At 67.9% G+C, this 14,305-nt stretch carries 17 protein-coding genes; 7 read left to right on the plus strand and 10 right to left on the minus strand.

Annotated features, from left to right (window positions below):
• Positions 1-253: 253 nt before the first annotated feature.
• Positions 254-1,090 (plus strand): hypothetical protein, encoded by an 837-nt coding sequence (locus tag KRR26_RS28835; RefSeq protein WP_217081366.1) that lies wholly within the window; start codon positions 254-256, stop codon positions 1,088-1,090.
• A gap of 5 nt (positions 1,091-1,095) precedes the next feature.
• Here the strand turns inward: KRR26_RS28835 and KRR26_RS28840 are convergent, their stop codons facing one another.
• Entirely contained in the window at positions 1,096-1,542 is a 447-nt protein-coding gene (locus tag KRR26_RS28840) for a hypothetical protein (RefSeq protein WP_217081367.1), read from the minus strand.
• 297 nt (positions 1,543-1,839) lie between these two features.
• Positions 1,840-2,115, minus strand: coding sequence for a condensation domain-containing protein (locus KRR26_RS28845; protein ID WP_217081368.1), 276 nt, complete (start codon positions 2,113-2,115; stop codon positions 1,840-1,842).
• A gap of 201 nt (positions 2,116-2,316) precedes the next feature.
• Between KRR26_RS28845 and KRR26_RS28850 the strand changes: the two genes are divergently transcribed.
• Complete coding sequence (locus tag KRR26_RS28850) at positions 2,317-2,958, plus strand: hypothetical protein (protein WP_217081369.1); 642 nt, start codon at positions 2,317-2,319, stop codon at positions 2,956-2,958.
• Between the two features lie 39 nt (positions 2,959-2,997).
• Complete coding sequence (locus KRR26_RS28855; RefSeq protein WP_217081370.1) at positions 2,998-3,636, plus strand: hypothetical protein; 639 nt, start codon at positions 2,998-3,000, stop codon at positions 3,634-3,636.
• A gap of 30 nt (positions 3,637-3,666) precedes the next feature.
• On the opposite strand, the gene KRR26_RS28860 is transcribed toward KRR26_RS28855, so the two are convergent.
• Both KRR26_RS28860 and KRR26_RS28865 read right to left on the minus strand, forming a co-directional pair.
• Entirely contained in the window at positions 3,667-4,017 is a 351-nt protein-coding gene (locus KRR26_RS28860) for a BP74-related protein (protein WP_120201912.1), read from the minus strand.
• 145 nt (positions 4,018-4,162) lie between these two features.
• A complete protein-coding gene (locus KRR26_RS28865) occupies positions 4,163-4,498 on the minus strand; it encodes a thioredoxin family protein (protein ID WP_217081371.1) in 336 nt (111 codons plus the stop codon).
• Between the two features lie 189 nt (positions 4,499-4,687).
• On the opposite strand from KRR26_RS28865, the gene KRR26_RS28870 reads away from it, so the two are divergent.
• A complete protein-coding gene (locus KRR26_RS28870) occupies positions 4,688-5,068 on the plus strand; it encodes a VOC family protein (protein ID WP_233576572.1) in 381 nt (126 codons plus the stop codon).
• 9 nt (positions 5,069-5,077) lie between these two features.
• On the opposite strand, the gene KRR26_RS37040 is transcribed toward KRR26_RS28870, so the two are convergent.
• Complete coding sequence (locus KRR26_RS37040; protein ID WP_236069292.1) at positions 5,078-5,953, minus strand: nucleoside deaminase; 876 nt, start codon at positions 5,951-5,953, stop codon at positions 5,078-5,080.
• 270 nt (positions 5,954-6,223) lie between these two features.
• On the opposite strand from KRR26_RS37040, the gene KRR26_RS28880 reads away from it, so the two are divergent.
• The 3 genes from KRR26_RS28880 to KRR26_RS28890 all read left to right on the plus strand — a co-directional run bounded on the left by KRR26_RS28880 (position 6,224) and on the right by KRR26_RS28890 (position 9,272).
• On the plus strand, positions 6,224-7,099 hold the full coding sequence (locus KRR26_RS28880) for an MbnP family copper-binding protein (RefSeq protein WP_120201906.1): 876 nt from the start codon (positions 6,224-6,226) through the stop codon (positions 7,097-7,099).
• A 17-nt stretch (positions 7,100-7,116) separates the two neighbouring features.
• A complete protein-coding gene (locus KRR26_RS28885; protein ID WP_217081372.1) occupies positions 7,117-8,262 on the plus strand; it encodes a methanobactin export MATE transporter MbnM in 1,146 nt (381 codons plus the stop codon).
• A 98-nt stretch (positions 8,263-8,360) separates the two neighbouring features.
• Positions 8,361-9,272 carry a LysR family transcriptional regulator gene (locus KRR26_RS28890; RefSeq protein ID WP_217081373.1) on the plus strand — a complete coding sequence of 304 codons (912 nt, stop codon included), beginning with the start codon at positions 8,361-8,363 and terminating at the stop codon, positions 9,270-9,272.
• A 46-nt stretch (positions 9,273-9,318) separates the two neighbouring features.
• On the opposite strand, the gene KRR26_RS28895 is transcribed toward KRR26_RS28890, so the two are convergent.
• Genes KRR26_RS28895 through KRR26_RS28915 form a run of 5 tightly spaced genes read right to left on the minus strand, consistent with a single transcriptional unit; the run spans position 9,319 to position 14,190 of the window.
• A complete protein-coding gene (locus KRR26_RS28895; RefSeq protein WP_120201899.1) occupies positions 9,319-9,951 on the minus strand; it encodes a YoaK family protein in 633 nt (210 codons plus the stop codon).
• Positions 9,952-9,972: 21 nt separating this feature from the next.
• Positions 9,973-11,355 carry an alginate export family protein gene (locus tag KRR26_RS28900; protein WP_217081374.1) on the minus strand — a complete coding sequence of 461 codons (1,383 nt, stop codon included), beginning with the start codon at positions 11,353-11,355 and terminating at the stop codon, positions 9,973-9,975.
• Positions 11,356-11,378: 23 nt separating this feature from the next.
• A complete protein-coding gene (locus KRR26_RS28905) occupies positions 11,379-13,214 on the minus strand; it encodes an amidohydrolase (protein WP_217081375.1) in 1,836 nt (611 codons plus the stop codon).
• Between the two features lie 12 nt (positions 13,215-13,226).
• Positions 13,227-13,496 (minus strand): DUF1427 family protein, encoded by a 270-nt coding sequence (locus KRR26_RS28910; protein ID WP_120202334.1) that lies wholly within the window; start codon positions 13,494-13,496, stop codon positions 13,227-13,229.
• A 37-nt stretch (positions 13,497-13,533) separates the two neighbouring features.
• Positions 13,534-14,190, minus strand: coding sequence for a hydrolase (locus KRR26_RS28915; RefSeq protein WP_120201893.1), 657 nt, complete (start codon positions 14,188-14,190; stop codon positions 13,534-13,536).
• Positions 14,191-14,305 lie beyond the last annotated feature (115 nt).

Below are 14,305 nucleotides of genomic sequence, written 5' to 3' on the forward strand. Positions count from 1 at the left end.
GCTGCCTGCGATTCGCCGAGGATGGGGCTTGGCGGGGCAAGAGGCGCTCAGGCCCCGAAGATGGAGGCTGGCTGTGGCCCTGCTTGATTCAGCCGTGGGTCTGCTGTGGGGGGTGCTCGGCGCTTCGCCCCATCCGATGATTCCTCCCACTCAGGCGCGGCAGGCTGCCACTGACACCGCGCGGTCCCTTCGGAATGTTTGCGCTTCCGCGCGGCCGTTCTACTGGGAACTCGGGACTGCTGTCGGAAAGGACGTGGGTGGATCCGTGGGCTTGGTGGCCCCGGGGGCCGGGACCGAGATGAACATCGCCTCCGCGTCGAAGTGGCTTTACGGCGCCTATGTCTTGGAGGTGCTCCAGGGGCAGCTTCGCCCAGGCGTGGATGTCCCGTTCCTCAACCTGACGAGCACGACGCCAGTGCTCGATGCGAGCGCCTCATCTGCTTGCAAGTCGGCTTTGTCCACGGTGCGCGCGTGTGGCAAGACAGCGGGCATCGAGGAGCCGTTGATCCAATACGTCCCGGAGCCGCCGACGCGCTTCTATTACCACCCGGGACACTTCGAGGCACACGCGGACTTCGCGATGGGCATGGGTTTCTTTGACGGCGCATCGCTCGCGCTCGCCTTTCAAGGCCGCCTGCCGTTGAGCCTCAGCTTCGTGAGCGTCAACCTCGCGGGCGGCGCCAAGACGAGCGCCAGCGAGTACGCGAAGTTCCTGCGCGCCCTCATGCGCGATGAGTTGAAGCTGGGGCCCCTGCTCGGAACGCACAGCACGTGCGCGACGGCGGCCTGCGGCAACACCGGTTACAGTCCTTGGTTTGCCACGGAGCCCGCGCATTACTCACTCGCCCACTGGGTGGAGCCGGATGAAGGGACCCCGTGGAGCGGTGGTTTCAGCAGCGCGGGCCTCTTCGGCTTCTATCCGTGGATCGCCAAGGACAAGGGGACGTACTTGATTGTCGCGGGAGAGCACCTGCTGGGTGTGCTGGGCCAGTCGCGTACGACGCCCGCGGAAGAGACGGCTTCAGGAAAGGCCGTCCTGTGTGGACGGCTCATCAAGAAGGCCTATTACACGGGCGTCGTTCAGGAGTGAGTGCGTCAGTCTTGCTTTGTCGCCTCGGGCTCGGCTGACTCCAGCCTGCGGAGTTGTTCGCGGAGGAGTTCCGCGAGCACTCGGACGTGGGGCTCCTTCAGCAGGCGGGTGTGGGGTCCTGGCACGGGACTGACTCTCACGCTTTCGGTGAGCCACGCGGACCACCCTTCGTCCTCCGCGCGAGCGCTCTGTCGCTGCACGGCGCGGAACATCTCGGCTGTTCCTTCGTAGCGCTTCGCGGGGACGTCGTTGCGGTAGGCCTCGCCGAGCCGCTCATGGGCGGAGAAGAGGCGCTCGATGTGGCTTGCGTCCAGTCCGCCCGCGGCTGGGAGTCCTCGCAGGACTTCGATCATCCGCGGTAGCAACGCCTCGTCCGAGGCATCGCTGATGCGCTCCATCGCTTCGGCGGGCACGTCCTGAATGGACAGCCCCGCCAGCTGCCCGAAGGCCACCAGTCGCGCGAGCGGAGGAGGCGCGGAATTGGAGGGAGCCGTCGAGGAGCCAGCGAGCCCTGTTGCCGGTTCTGTCGAGGCGCTGGCCCGGAGAGGAGGAGAAGGGATTGGGGAGGAAGCGCTCAGCGGTGAGGAGAGGTACCCCCAAGCGAGGCAGAGACCGCCGACGAAGAGCTCGCCCGGGACGCCAATCGAGCAAGGGCAGAGCGAGTCGTCGAGGACGAAGGTGGAGGAGAGAGAAGAAGCCGGAGCGGAGGACGGAGAAGAGGGGCTTGCCCTCGCGAGGCCCCAGCTCCTTCAGTGACTGCGTGAGTGTGGGCGGCAGGTGAATCCGAGGATGGCCTCGGGATCGAGGCGCTGACGCCAGTAGGCGAGCTGTGATTGGAGCCCGTCACCCTGCAGCCATTGGCGCTGCCACGCGGTGTAGTCCGGGTACTGCATGGGCAGTGGCGCCAGCGCGATGGTCGTGCCCGACGCGAAGGCTTGATACAGCTCGGCCAGCTCCCACAGACGGGTCTTCTCACGCAGCAGCTCAGCCACCCGCGCGCGCATCGAATTGGAACGGGACGCCATGTCTGCACCAACTCCTTCGTTCCGCGCCGAAAGACGAAGTGCATGCCGGGAACCGGCATCTCCAAGCATTGCGCGGCAACGCAACCTGTGTTCAGTTAAGTCCCAGTTTTGGATTTGTCCAAAACATGGGAATAGTCATTCTGTAGCGGAATGTGTCTCGCCTCTCGCGCCCGGGCGGGGCGACGACAGCGAGAGGTGCGTGTGGACGCGGCAGTGCTGGAAGAACTCCTGAGTCGTTTCGATGCCGCAGACGACGATCGGGCGTGGTGCCAGGGCCGGACGCTCGCGGAAGCGTGGCGTGCGAGTCAGTCTGGCTATCTGTTGATTCGGCTCGCCGCGGCGGCGGGCGTGGACCGACGGCGCGTATTGCGCGCGGTCTGCGCCTGTGCGCGACTCACGTTGAAGTATGCCCTGGTGATGGATCCGCAATATGACCCGCTCGACCAGCCGAGTGTGCCCCTCGCGCTGGATGTCACCGAGGCGTGGGCGAACTGCGTGCCAGGAGTCGAACTGGACGCGGTGAAAGCCGTGGCGGGCCCTGTGGAGCAGGCTGCGTATGGAGTGGACTGCGCCGCGGGCTATCTACAGGTCCCTTTTCCTCCGGGGGCCGTGGACGTGGCCTTCGCGGTCGCGAACGCGGCAGCGGCTGCGGTCGAGGAGAGCGAGGCGGAGTACGCCCGGAAGGTCGCGAAGTCGGTCCTCTCCGCTGTCAGTGCGGGAGCGGCTCAGTCAGACTATTCGGATGCGGGTCGTCTCGAGTTCGATGCGACGGTTGCCCGTAGCATCCGAGACTTCATCCGCGCGGAAGACGTCGCAGCGGCGGCGACTTCTCGGGCGGGCTGAGTCAGACCGGGCGTGGCAGCACGCTTTCGCGGAGCATTTATGGATGCGGTGGAGACCGAAGTCCTCTTGCAGCGCGTGGGGATCAAGGATGCCGTGGAGTGGGGGCGAGGTCGGACTCTCAACGAGATCTGGCACGCAAGCCCGTCAGGCAAGCTGCTGCTTAAACTGGCCCTTGAAGCGGGGGTGGAGAGACGCCGGGTGCTCGGCGCGCTCTGTGCCTGTGTGCGACTGACGCTGAAGTACACCCAGGTGGAGGGGCCGCAATATGAGCCGCTCGACACGCCCTGTGTGCCAATCGCATTGGAACTCGCCGAAGCCTGGGCACGGGGGGCGCCCGGGGTCGAGCTTGATGCGGTGAGAGCGATGTCGGTCGAGGCGCATGATGCCGCCAGCCTGGTGGATTGCATGGAAAGCTACGGGCGAACCCCCTATCCGCCGGGCGCGGTCCATGCGACGTTTGCCGTGGCGTTCTTGCTGGACGCTGTGGGTGTGGAGGACGTGGGCGAGTGCTCCAACCACCTCGGTAATTCGTTCTCCTACGCAGAGGTCGCGACCGCTGCCCAACATGGTCATTCCGAGGAGAGCCGCCGAGAATTCCGTGAGACCTGCGCTCGGGTCGTTCGAGACTTCATTCGCGCCGAGGATGTCGCCATGGCGGTGGCGACATCCCGGCGGTGACTCGCGCTGTTCGAATCGACGGGGCCGGCGCTACTTCACCTCGCGAGCCAGCGTGGAGCTCCACGGGCACCAGTGGCCTCCCGGGAGGAACGCGCCGCCGGCCTCGTCCAGGTGGTCCTCGACGTAGACCATGTCCGCGTCGCAGACCTCGATGGCCATCTGGAAGAACCGGATGGTCGCCGGGTCGAGGTGGAAGGAGAACTTCGGGTTGTAGGGCTGTGTCCGCTTGATGATGCGGCCATGCACGTGGATTTCGTTCTTCTCTTCTCCGGAGAGGATCCGGCGTGCGTGGGCAATGGTGTTCTCATCGGTCAACTCGATGATGAACTCCTGACCACGGGAGGAGGGCTGCGTGAAGGCGAAGCGGGCGGGACTTGCCATGACGGGACTCCTTGGGTGGGGAGCCCCTGTGTAGTGTTTGCGGGATGTCTGGTTCAACCATCCCAACGCGAGGGTGTTGGGTTGCCCTCACTGTTGTGTATTGGATTCCAGCAGGGGACGCGGCTCGGGTCCCCGCGCCAGCTCCTCACTCACGCGAAGCGAGTGCTTCGAGCTGGCGGAGAATCTTCGGCTTGGGCTGGTTGCCCAGCAGCTCCGCGACCTTCTGTCCCTCTCTCATGAAGACGAGGCAGGGGAGCTTCGTGATTTCGAATGAGGTGGCCAGGGCCCGGTTCTGCTCGATGTTGATGCGGACGATGCGGACCGTGTCGGGATTCTCGTGGGCAATCTCCTCGAGGGTCGCGGCCAGGGGCGTGCAGGGGCCGCACCAGTCCGCGTAGAAGTCCAGGAGGACGGGTGTCTTGCTTTGCATCACGTCCGCCCGGAGCGCGTCGTCAGTGACTTCCAGAATCAGGTTGGACATGGGCTGCTGATTAGCCGTCCGCTTCGGTGCTCGCCAGCCGTGCTCCGTGCGTGCGCATGCGTGTGTCTGCCGCGCGACAGCGCTCCGCGCGCTCGACAAGAGGTGCTCGAGCCGCGCCTGGGTGCGAGGATGCGGGCCTTCCCCGCAGCCCAGCCGGAGAGGGTCGTTCACATGGTCAGGAGGACCGCCGTGCAGTCAGTCCGCGCGCAGCCGCTGATTGCCGTCGAGGATGTGCGCCGCAGCAGCGAGTGGTACCAGGCCTTGCTCGGCTGCCGCAGCGGCCATGGCGGCGCTGCCTACGAGATGCTCATGTCGGGTGAGGAGATGATCCTCCAGATTCACGCGTGGGACGCCGATGACCACGCGCACCTGGGGCGGGCCTCCTTGAAGTCGCGCGGCAACGGCGTGCTGCTCTGGTTCAAGGTCGAGGACTTCGACGCGGCGGTCACGCGCGCCATGTCGCTCAAGGCCACGGTCCTGGAGGCCCCGCACTTCAACCCCAACGCGGGGCACCGCGAGGTGTGGCTGCGCGATCCGGACGGCTACGGCGTGGTGGTGGCGGGCGAGTAGCGCCGCGTCTCAGGGCTGACTGCCCTTCCACAGTTCATACAGCCCTGCTTCGCCCTCGGGCCGGAGCGGGGTCAGCTTGAGCTTGCGCGCCTCCATGGGCCGGCTCAGCTCGTCGTAGACGGCCGCGGTGGACAGGCCGAACGGCGCGCCCTCCTCGTTGGAGTAGCCGTAGTACGCCGCGGAGATGCCACACATCGTCATGGCGGCCAGGCACATGGGGCAGGGGTGGCCGCTCGCGTAGACGATGCAGCCGTCCAGCCGCGGGCTGCGCAGAAGCTGGCTGGCTCGGCGCAGCGCCAGCATCTCCGCGTGCGCGGTGGGGTCGTTCGTGGCGAGGATTTCATTGGCCGCGGTGGAGATGACCTGCCCTTCACGGACGAGCACAGCGCCGAAGGGGCGTCCTCCCTGCCGGATGTTCTCGCGCGCCACCGTGAGCGCCTGTCGCATGAACTCGATGCCTCGGGGTTGGGCCACGCGCGTGAAGGTCACGGACTCCGTGCTCGCGTCGCGCCCGCCCGTGGGGCTCGGAGCCCCCGGTGAGAAGTCCGTGTCGCCGAGTCGCGCCCGCGCCTGCATGGCGGCGCTCAACGAAGCGTAGAGCGCGTGCGCCATGGGCTGTCGCACCGCGACGCGCTTGAGCGCCCCCTCCGCGCCATAGGCGAGGGTGAGGCCCGCGCCAGGAGACTCACTGCCGGTGGTCGTGCCCCAAGCCGTGAGCTGGGCCGCGCCCGTGCGCGCCGCGAGCGAGAAGAGGGCATCGGCGAGGGCGTCGAGGGTCTCGACGATGGGCGCGGGCTCGGGCGGGGCATGGCCTGCCTGAGTCATTTGCTCGCACAAGCGCGCGAGCACCGCGGAGGGCGTCGTGGGCGGTGAGGTCGTCGTCATGGCGAGACGACGATGGCACGGCTGTTCGGTGGTGTGCCATGCGCCTGGCCGCATCGGGTGCCAGAGCTGTCAGTGCCCGACAGTGACGCCGGGGGCCCCGTGTCTCGGGACCGCCGGCTCGTGCGCCGACTCCCGCTGGGCGCGGTGGTCCGGGTGCGTTCGCTCCGGGCGCGCGGCGGGGGATGAACCCAGCGCCTGGGTGCGGCAATATGCCATGGCCCCCCCGTGAGCGAGCCGCGCTAGAGGACGTCCACCCTCAAGGAGTATCGAATGCGCTTCGCATCATCCTCTGGTCTTGCCCTCTCCCTGGCTCTCCTCGGTGTCTCGGGGTGTGGCGATGAGGCGCCGCCCCCGCCGGCGACCCGCGCGGTGACCATCCCGGTGGAGGCTCGCGTGGGCAGCGAGTTGTTCGCGTGTGGCCGCACCTATTCGAAGGTCGGAACGTCCGGGGCCAGCTATGAGCCCATGGACTTCCGTGTGTACGTCCACGCCGTGCGGTTGGTGTCTGACAGCGGACAAGAGGTCCCCGTCGCGCTGACGAACGATGGGACCTGGCAGCGTGACGGCGTGGCGCTGCTCGACTTCGCGAACAAGGACGGGTTGTGCGCCAACGGCACGGCCGGCATGAACGCCACGCTGAAGGGCACTGTCCCCGAGGGACACTACACCGGCCTGCGCTTCACGCTCGGCGTGCCCGAGTCGCTGAACCACGGCGACGCCACCACTTCGGCCGCGCCCCTGGGCGACTCCACCCTGTTCTGGAACTGGCGCGGGGGCTACGTGTTCGCGCGCATCGACGGCCGGACGGGTGGGGTGCCCACGGGCTACTACATGCACCTGGGCAGCACGGACTGCGCGCCGCCTCCCGCGGGGCAGACCTCGGGCACGGCGGGCTGCGCCCATGAGAACCGCGTCGAGGTCCGGCTGGAGGGCTTCACGCTCGGGTCGAGCAAGGTGGTGATGGACCTGGCGGCGCTCTTCGCGGACTCGAACCTGGACACGAACGCCGCGGTGCCGAACACGGCGGGGGGCTGCATGTCTCAGCAGGAGGATCCGGATTGCGCGCCGGTGTTCGCGCGGCTGGGGCTCGCGTTTGGAGACCTGGCGGCCAACCCCGCGGGCCAGCGCTTCATCCGCGCCGAGTAGCGAAGGAGCGTCTGCCCATGTCACGACGATGGTTGTATTGGCTGCCGCTGGCGGCGCTCCTGGGCGCGTGTGGAGAGTCCACGTCCCCTCCCACGGGCCCCGAGCCCACGCCAGGATATGCCTGGAGGCTGCCCGCGGGCTTCCCTACGCCGAGCGTCCCCGCGGACAACCCGATGACGGACGCGAAGGTGGAGCTGGGGCGTCGCCTGTTCTACGACAAGCGCCTGTCCCTCAATGGCACCCAGTCTTGTGCCTCTTGCCATGAGCAGGCTCGCGCCTTCTCCGACGGACGCATCCACGCGGTGGGGAGCACGGGGCAGGCTCACCGCCGCAATGCCCAAGCGCTGGTCAACGTGGCCTATGCCACGAGCCTCACGTGGGCCAACCCCGCGATCACCACGCTGGAGGCGCAGGCCCTGACGCCGCTGCTCGGCACGGAGCCGGTGGAGCTGGGCTTCGCGGACAAGGAGGAGGTGCTGCTCACGCGGCTGCGCGAGGACTCGGCGCTGACGGCGCGCTTCGCCCAGGCGTTCCCTGGAGAGGCGACGCCGGTGTCGCTCGCGACGCTGACGCGCGCGTTGGCGTCCTTCGAGCGCACGCTCATCTCCGGCACGTCACCCTACGATCGTTATCTCCAGGGCGGCGCGGTGGATGCGTTGAGTGCCTCGGCCAAACGGGGCCTGGAGTTGTTCCTCTCCGAGCGGCTGGAGTGCGACCACTGCCACTCGGGCTTCAACTTCCAGGACGCCACGCGCCACGAGGCCACGACGGAGCCGCTGCTGCCGTTCCACAACACGGGGCTCTACAACGAGGACGGGACGGGGGCCTATCCCGCGACGGACCGAGGGCTCATCGAGTTGACGGGGCGCTCGGACGACATGGGGCGCTTCAAGGCACCCTCCCTGCGCAACGTGGCCGTCACCGCGCCATACATGCACGACGGCAGCGTGGCGACGCTGTCCGAGGCCCTGGACCATTACGCGGCGGGAGGGCGGGCCCGGAAAGACAACCAGGGCGCGCCCAATCGCTATCAGAGTGGCTTCGTGATGGGCTTCACGCTGACCGCGCAGGAGAAGGCGGACCTCATCGCGTTCCTGGAGTCCCTCACGGACACAGCGTTCCTCACGGACCCGCGCTTCGCGGACCCCGCCGAGTCGCCGTAGGGCGGGGCTGTGTACGTGAGGGCCGGCGGCGCGTCTGCTCATCCCGAGACGCGTCGATTCCTTTTCTCCCCACTCTCGACTCGTGAGATGGGGCAGGGATGTTCGACCCCATCACGCTCGATCAGCTTCGCGCCTTCGTTGCCGTCGTCGAGGAGGGAAGTTTCTCGGCGGCGGCGCGCAAACTTCGCCGCGTGCAGTCCGCCATCAGCACCGCGATGGCCAACCTGGAATCGCAGTTGGGCGTGCCGCTTTGGGATCGCTCCACCAAGGTCCCCACGCTGACCGGACAAGGGCAGGCGGTGCTGGCGTCCACGCGGCGCGTGCTCGGCGAAGTGGACGACCTGCGGCGGCTCACCACCGGCATGTCGAAAGGGGTCGAGGCCTCGGTGTCCTTGTGTCTGGATGCCTTCTTTCCCCAGAAGGCACTCATCCAACTGTGCGCCACGTTCACCCAGGCGTTCCCCGCGGTCGACCTCCGCCTCAATACCCAGGTGAGGGCCGCCGTCTCCGCTCGCGTGCTCGACGGCACGGCCACCCTCGGGGTCGTGACTCCAGCGGGGTTGGCACGGGGGCTCGAGGTGCAGGCCTTGTCACCCATTCGGGTGTTCCCCGTCGTGAGCCCGAGCCACCCGCTCGCTGCCATCAGGGGCCGCATCGCGTCTCGGCACTTCGTCGATGCGATCCAGATCGTGCTCTCTGAATGCGATGATGACGGCGTCGCTGAGCAGATCGGACTGTCGCCGCGCACCTGGCGCGTTGGAGACCTCTACACCAAGCATGAAATGCTTCGCGCGGGCCTCGGCTGGGGCAACCTCCCGGAGCATCTGATTCGCGAAGACCTGCGCGAGGGCAGGCTGAGCGTCATCCTGCCCGCGGCCTGGGGGGCCCACGCGAACTCGCTCAACCTCCTGGCCATCTACCGGAGTGACACCGTGTTCGGACCGGCGCATCGCTGGCTGCTGAAGCAACTCACGGTGCTGTGCGCGAAGGAAGCGCGCCTCCGAAAGTAGCCAGCCCTCGCGCGCGACGACGGCCCGTCGCCCGACACGAGGGCCGTCACAGCCGGCTGCGCACCAGCAGCGAGAGCCCCATGGGGGCGAGGAAGGCCGCGAACCCGAAGTGCTGGACTCCGAACGCCCCACCCAGGCACCCCAGCGCGAACGCCAGGATGATGAGCCCCAGGGAGCGGTGCTTGGTGACGTTCTCGGGGGCGCCGGGGAGGACCTTTTCGACGAACCACTGCGTGACGTTGCCGGTCATCACGGTCGTCATCGGCCCCAGCGCGGGCGCCACCCGGTGCATCGCGTTCTGCATCCCCATGGCGACGACCGCGAGGACCACGACGACCCAATGCGCCGTGTTCCCCGTCAGCGCCCAGGGGACCGCCGCCGCTGCTCCAAAGGCCATGGCCTGAAGGAGCAGGAGCAGCCGCGCGGACTGGCCCACCCGGCGGTGCAGGTGTGTGGAGAGGAAGACGGCCAGGACGAAGATGGGAAAGGTCGCCAGCTTGAGCCACTCGTCGGCATTGGCGTGGCGCGCGAGGTCCGCCGCGAGCACGACGAAGTTGCCGGTGACGTGCGCGCAGAAGATCCCTCTCGCGCCGACGAACGTGACGGCGTCCGCGTAGCCGGCGATGAACGCCAGGGCGGTGGGAACCAGCAGCGGTGGAGGCGAGGCAGTCGAGGTCATCGAGAGGGGCGGTGCGGTCGGTCAGTAGGTGAAGGTCGTCCAGGTGCCCAGGAAGTCCACATCGCGTCCGGTGACGGCTCGCAGCGCGGGACCGGCGACGACGTGCGAGTACTCGGCGTTGAACATGACGTGGCGGGTGATGCGATATCCCAGTGACAGCGAGAGTTGCGCGCCGGTGTACCGCGCATCCGAATCCACGGGAGGCACGAGGACGCCTCCGGGCGGAGTGTAGACGGCGTCGCGGACCGACTGCCGGAAGAAGAAGACGCAGCCCGCCTCCAGGGTGACGGCGTCAAGCTCCCACTGCACGAGCGGATGCACTTCGTAGAGGTTCGAGGGGTAGATCAACGGAAGGGCACTGAAGAAGGTCTGGTTCGGGAAGTAGGCATGGAAGGTAGAAACCCGGCCGTCGTCGGCGCGTGCATCTCCACTCAGCGCGTCTGCCCGCACGCCCAGCCTCAGCGGCGCGAGAGGCAGCCGCTGCCACAGCCCACCCGCCAGTCCCCACGCCAGGATGGGGGTGTCGCCCACCGTTCCGAACTGCGCGAGCGCGTGCCCGATGTATTCGAGACCCCCGTCGGTCTGGCCAAACGCGCGCACACCGAAGGTATGGCGCACCTCGCGCCCGGAGACCTCTGCGTAGGTCACCGAGGGACGATCGCGCCCCAGGTAGAAGGCATCGAGCGAGAGCCGGCTTCGCGGCAGGATGGCCAGGGTCGCGTAGACGCCCCAGAATCGGTTGCGCGTGGACGGCGCATCGTCGAAGCCGCCGCGTTCGAGCCGGGGCACGAACCCGCCGAAGCCCTCCACGTTCCAGGTCGCGCCAGTGACCGTGAGACGCACGAGATCAAACGCCTGACGCACGTTGGTCCCGTCCCGCGTGCTCACCCACCGCGTGGACCCCAGCGCCAGCTCTTGGCGCCCCACCCGAGCGGTGACGCGGACCTCGCGCGGCGCGGTGGTCCACTCGATGAAGGCCTGCTGCACGTCGAACAGGTCACTCCCAGGGGGCTCATCGCGGGCTGGCGCGCCCAGCGCGTACTGCCCACCGAACTGGACGAACGTTCGAAGGCCCCCCACGTGGACATCGGCGTGCAACAGGTTGCGCGAGAACAGGACGCTCTCGGGCAGTGGGCCACTCAGCCCCGAGGTCAACTCGTAACGCAGCCGGTGTTGGCCGCCGAGGGAGAGATACACCTGCTCTCCGAGTGGGAGGTATTTGACGCGATCGAACGGGTCCTCGCCGGGCCGACGGGCGGGGTCTGACCAATCCTCCAGATAGCGGATCCCCGCGTACCGCGGCGCCACGCGCGGTTCGGGGGCGTCCTCCGCCCGGGCATCGCGCGACAGGTTGAGCAGTCCAAAGACAAGAAACAGCGACGCGCCCCGCGAACGACGCAGCATGAGGCCTTCCCGCGTCCTTTCGCTCAAAACGCCCAGCAGGAACAACCCAGGAGCCCCCAGAACATCGGCTCCTCCGCGACGGGCACGGGCCGTCGCCGGGGCGCGGCGCCATGGGCGTGCACGCCACACGCCGCGTGGGGCGACGCCACCTCGACCTTGGCGGCGGCCTGCGCGGACCCACCGAAGCTCCGCACCGGCGACCAATCCGGCATCGCCCGTGGCAGCGGTGGCGCGAGGTCCGCGAAGCCTCCGGAGCCGTGCACGACCTTGCCCCCGAGGACGGTGAGCACGGACTCCAGTTCGGCAATCGCATCCGCGGGAACGCTGAAGTAGTCCGCGGACAGCACGGCGAGGTCCGCGAACTGCCCCACGGCCAGTTGCCCCTTCTTGCCGGACTCCGAGGAGAACCAGGTGTTGCGCTCGGTCCAGAGGCGCAACGCGGTCTCCCGGTCCAGCAGCGCGCCCTCCCCGTAGAGCGGTGTCCCCGCGACGGTCTTCCCGGTGACCAGCCACGACAGCGAGACCCAGGGGTTGTAGGACGCGACCCGCGTGGCATCCGTGCCAGCTCCCACGGGGACTCCAGCGGCGAGCATGCGCGCGATGGGGGGCGTGTGGGCCGCGGCCGCCGCGCCATAGCGCTCCACGAAGTACTCGCCCTGGTAGGCCATGCGGTGCTGCACCGCGATGCCCCCGCCGAGCGCCGCGATGCGATCGATGTTGCGCTCGGAGATGGTCTCCGCGTGGTCAAAGAACCAGTGCAGCCCCTGAAAGGGCATGTCGCGATGGACGCGCTCAAAGACATTCAAGGCGCGCGAGATGCTCTCGTCGTAGGTCGCGTGCAGGCGCCAGGGCCACCGGTGCTCGACCAGCAACCGGACGACCTCCTCCAGCTGTCCCTCCATGTCGGCCGGCAGCTCCGGGCGCGGCTCGCGGAAGTCCTCGAAGTCCGCGGCGGAGAAGACAAGCATCTCGCCAGCGCCATTGTGGCGGAAGTGCGCGCTGCCCTGGCCGGGCCGGACCTGCTTCGTCCAGGCGCGGAAGTCGGCGACCTCCTCGCCCTTGTTCTGCGTGAACAGGTTGTAGGCGATGCGCAGCGTGAGCTCGCCCGCATCGGCGAGCTGCTGAACGACGGCGTAGTCATCGGGGTAGTTCTGGAAGCCGCCGCCCGCGTCAATGACGCCCGTGATGCCCAGGCGGTTCAACTCCCGCATGAAGTGGCGGGTCGAGTTCTCCTGATACTCCCGAGGCAGCTTCGGGCCCTTCGCGAGGGTGGCGTAGAGCAACTGCGCGTTGGGCTTCGCGAGCAGGAGCCCCGTGGGGTTCCCGTGCCGGTCGCGCTGGATTTCACCACCAGGCGGATTCCGGGTGTCCCGGGTGTAACCACACGCACGGAGCGCCGCGCCATTGAGCAGCGCGCGATCGTAGAGGTGGAGGATGAAGACAGGCGTCTCGGGCGCGACGGCGTTCAGCTCCTCGAGCGTCGGCAGGCGCCGCTCGGCGAACTGGAGCTCGGTGAAGCCCCCCACCACCCGCACCCACTGGGGGGCGGGAGTGATGGCCACCTGCTGACGCAGCATCCGCATCGCCTCCGCGAGCGAACGGACGCCGTCCCAGCGCAGCTCCAGGTTGTAGTTGAGTCCGCCGCGAATGACGTGGGTATGGCTGTCGATGAGCCCTGGCACGACGCGCCGGCCCCCCACGTCGATGACCTGGGTGCCCGCCCCCCGGGTCTTGAGGAGGTCGCTCGCCGTGCCCACCGCGGAGAACCGTCCGTCCGTGATGGCGACGGCCTCGACCTCGGAGGCGCCCGGATGCAGGGTGGTGAATCGGCCGTGGTGGAGGATCAGATCGGGGGGCATGGGCAAGTCCGTTCAGGGGTTGGGGCTCGGCGGCGGCGAGTCTGCTGGAGGAGACGAGGACACCCCGGTGACCTTAGGAACACACTCCTCGGAGATCCACGCCGCCGTGAGCGGCTCGCGGCGGAGCAGCCGGCGCCCGACTGGCACCAACTGCTCTCCGAGCAGGATGCCCAACAGCCCCGCCAGCGCGACGAGTGGCGGCGCCGGAGAGCGAACTCCGAGCAAGCCATAGAGGAGGCCGATGAGCACCCCGGCGGCGATCGACACGAGATAGATTTTCATGAGCGGCCTCCCGTCGATGGAGACACCGGGGGAGAGGTCAGTGTCCGCCCTCGCCACCACCGAACATCGTCTTCGCGTAGAGAAGCCCGATGCCATAGGCACCTCCTGACTTCTTCGCGACGTTGACGACGGCGTCGTACGTCTTGGTCCGGGCCCAGTCGCGTTGCAGCTCGAGCAGGTACTGGAGCGACGTCATGGGGCGCGCGCCCGCCTGGACCATGCGCTCCATGGCCCGGTCATGGGCCTCGGTGGAGACGTCACCGCAGGCATCGGCGATGACGTAGACCTCGAAACCCTGGTCCAGCGCCGAGAGCGCGGGGCCGACGATGCACACCGATGTCCAGAGGCCCGCCAGGACAATGCGAGACTTGCCAAGGGCGTTGACCCGCTCGGCGATGCGAGGATCCTCCCAGGTGTTCATCGAGGTCCGGTCGATGGCCTCATCTTCCGGAAACGCATCCTTGAGCTCAGTGAACATCGGGCCGGAGAAGGACTTCTCCGCGACGGTCGTGAGGATCCTCGACACGTTGAACACCCGCGCCGCGCCGGCAATGAGTTGCACGTGGGTGCGCAGTTGGTTCGCGTGGATGGAGTGGGTCGCGAACGCCATCTGCGGCTGGTAGTCGATGAGGATCAGCGTGTGGTCGCTGGGGGTGAGAAGCGTCTTGCCAGGAGTCGCGGTCGCCGTCGCCATGGGAGTGCCCCTTCCGTGGAATGGCAGCACTCTCGCCCGCTCGCGATGGCCTCACAATTGGCAAACTGGAGATGGTTGGTATCGATTTGGGAGATGGTGTGAGTGATAAGGGGTG

This window comes from Citreicoccus inhibens (assembly GCF_019039035.1).
Lineage (GTDB): Bacteria > Myxococcota > Myxococcia > Myxococcales > Myxococcaceae > Citreicoccus > Citreicoccus inhibens.

Coding starts and splice junctions, on each gene's coding strand:
- KRR26_RS28885 (WP_217081372.1), top strand. CDS start 7,117: ATGTCACGACGATGGTTGTATTGGCTGCCGCTGGCGGCGCTCCTGGGC.
- KRR26_RS28900 (WP_217081374.1), bottom strand. CDS start 11,355: ATGCTGCGTCGTTCGCGGGGCGCGTCGCTGTTTCTTGTCTTTGGACTG.
- KRR26_RS37040 (WP_236069292.1), bottom strand. CDS start 5,953: ATGACGACGACCTCACCGCCCACGACGCCCTCCGCGGTGCTCGCGCGC.
- KRR26_RS28865 (WP_217081371.1), bottom strand. CDS start 4,498: ATGTCCAACCTGATTCTGGAAGTCACTGACGACGCGCTCCGGGCGGAC.
- KRR26_RS28855 (WP_217081370.1), top strand. CDS start 2,998: ATGGATGCGGTGGAGACCGAAGTCCTCTTGCAGCGCGTGGGGATCAAG.
- KRR26_RS28860 (WP_120201912.1), bottom strand. CDS start 4,017: ATGGCAAGTCCCGCCCGCTTCGCCTTCACGCAGCCCTCCTCCCGTGGT.
- KRR26_RS28890 (WP_217081373.1), top strand. CDS start 8,361: ATGTTCGACCCCATCACGCTCGATCAGCTTCGCGCCTTCGTTGCCGTC.
- KRR26_RS28910 (WP_120202334.1), bottom strand. CDS start 13,496: ATGAAAATCTATCTCGTGTCGATCGCCGCCGGGGTGCTCATCGGCCTC.
- KRR26_RS28905 (WP_217081375.1), bottom strand. CDS start 13,214: ATGCCCCCCGATCTGATCCTCCACCACGGCCGATTCACCACCCTGCAT.
- KRR26_RS28915 (WP_120201893.1), bottom strand. CDS start 14,190: ATGGCGACGGCGACCGCGACTCCTGGCAAGACGCTTCTCACCCCCAGC.
- KRR26_RS28880 (WP_120201906.1), top strand. CDS start 6,224: ATGCGCTTCGCATCATCCTCTGGTCTTGCCCTCTCCCTGGCTCTCCTC.
- KRR26_RS28845 (WP_217081368.1), bottom strand. CDS start 2,115: ATGGCGTCCCGTTCCAATTCGATGCGCGCGCGGGTGGCTGAGCTGCTG.
- KRR26_RS28895 (WP_120201899.1), bottom strand. CDS start 9,951: ATGACCTCGACTGCCTCGCCTCCACCGCTGCTGGTTCCCACCGCCCTG.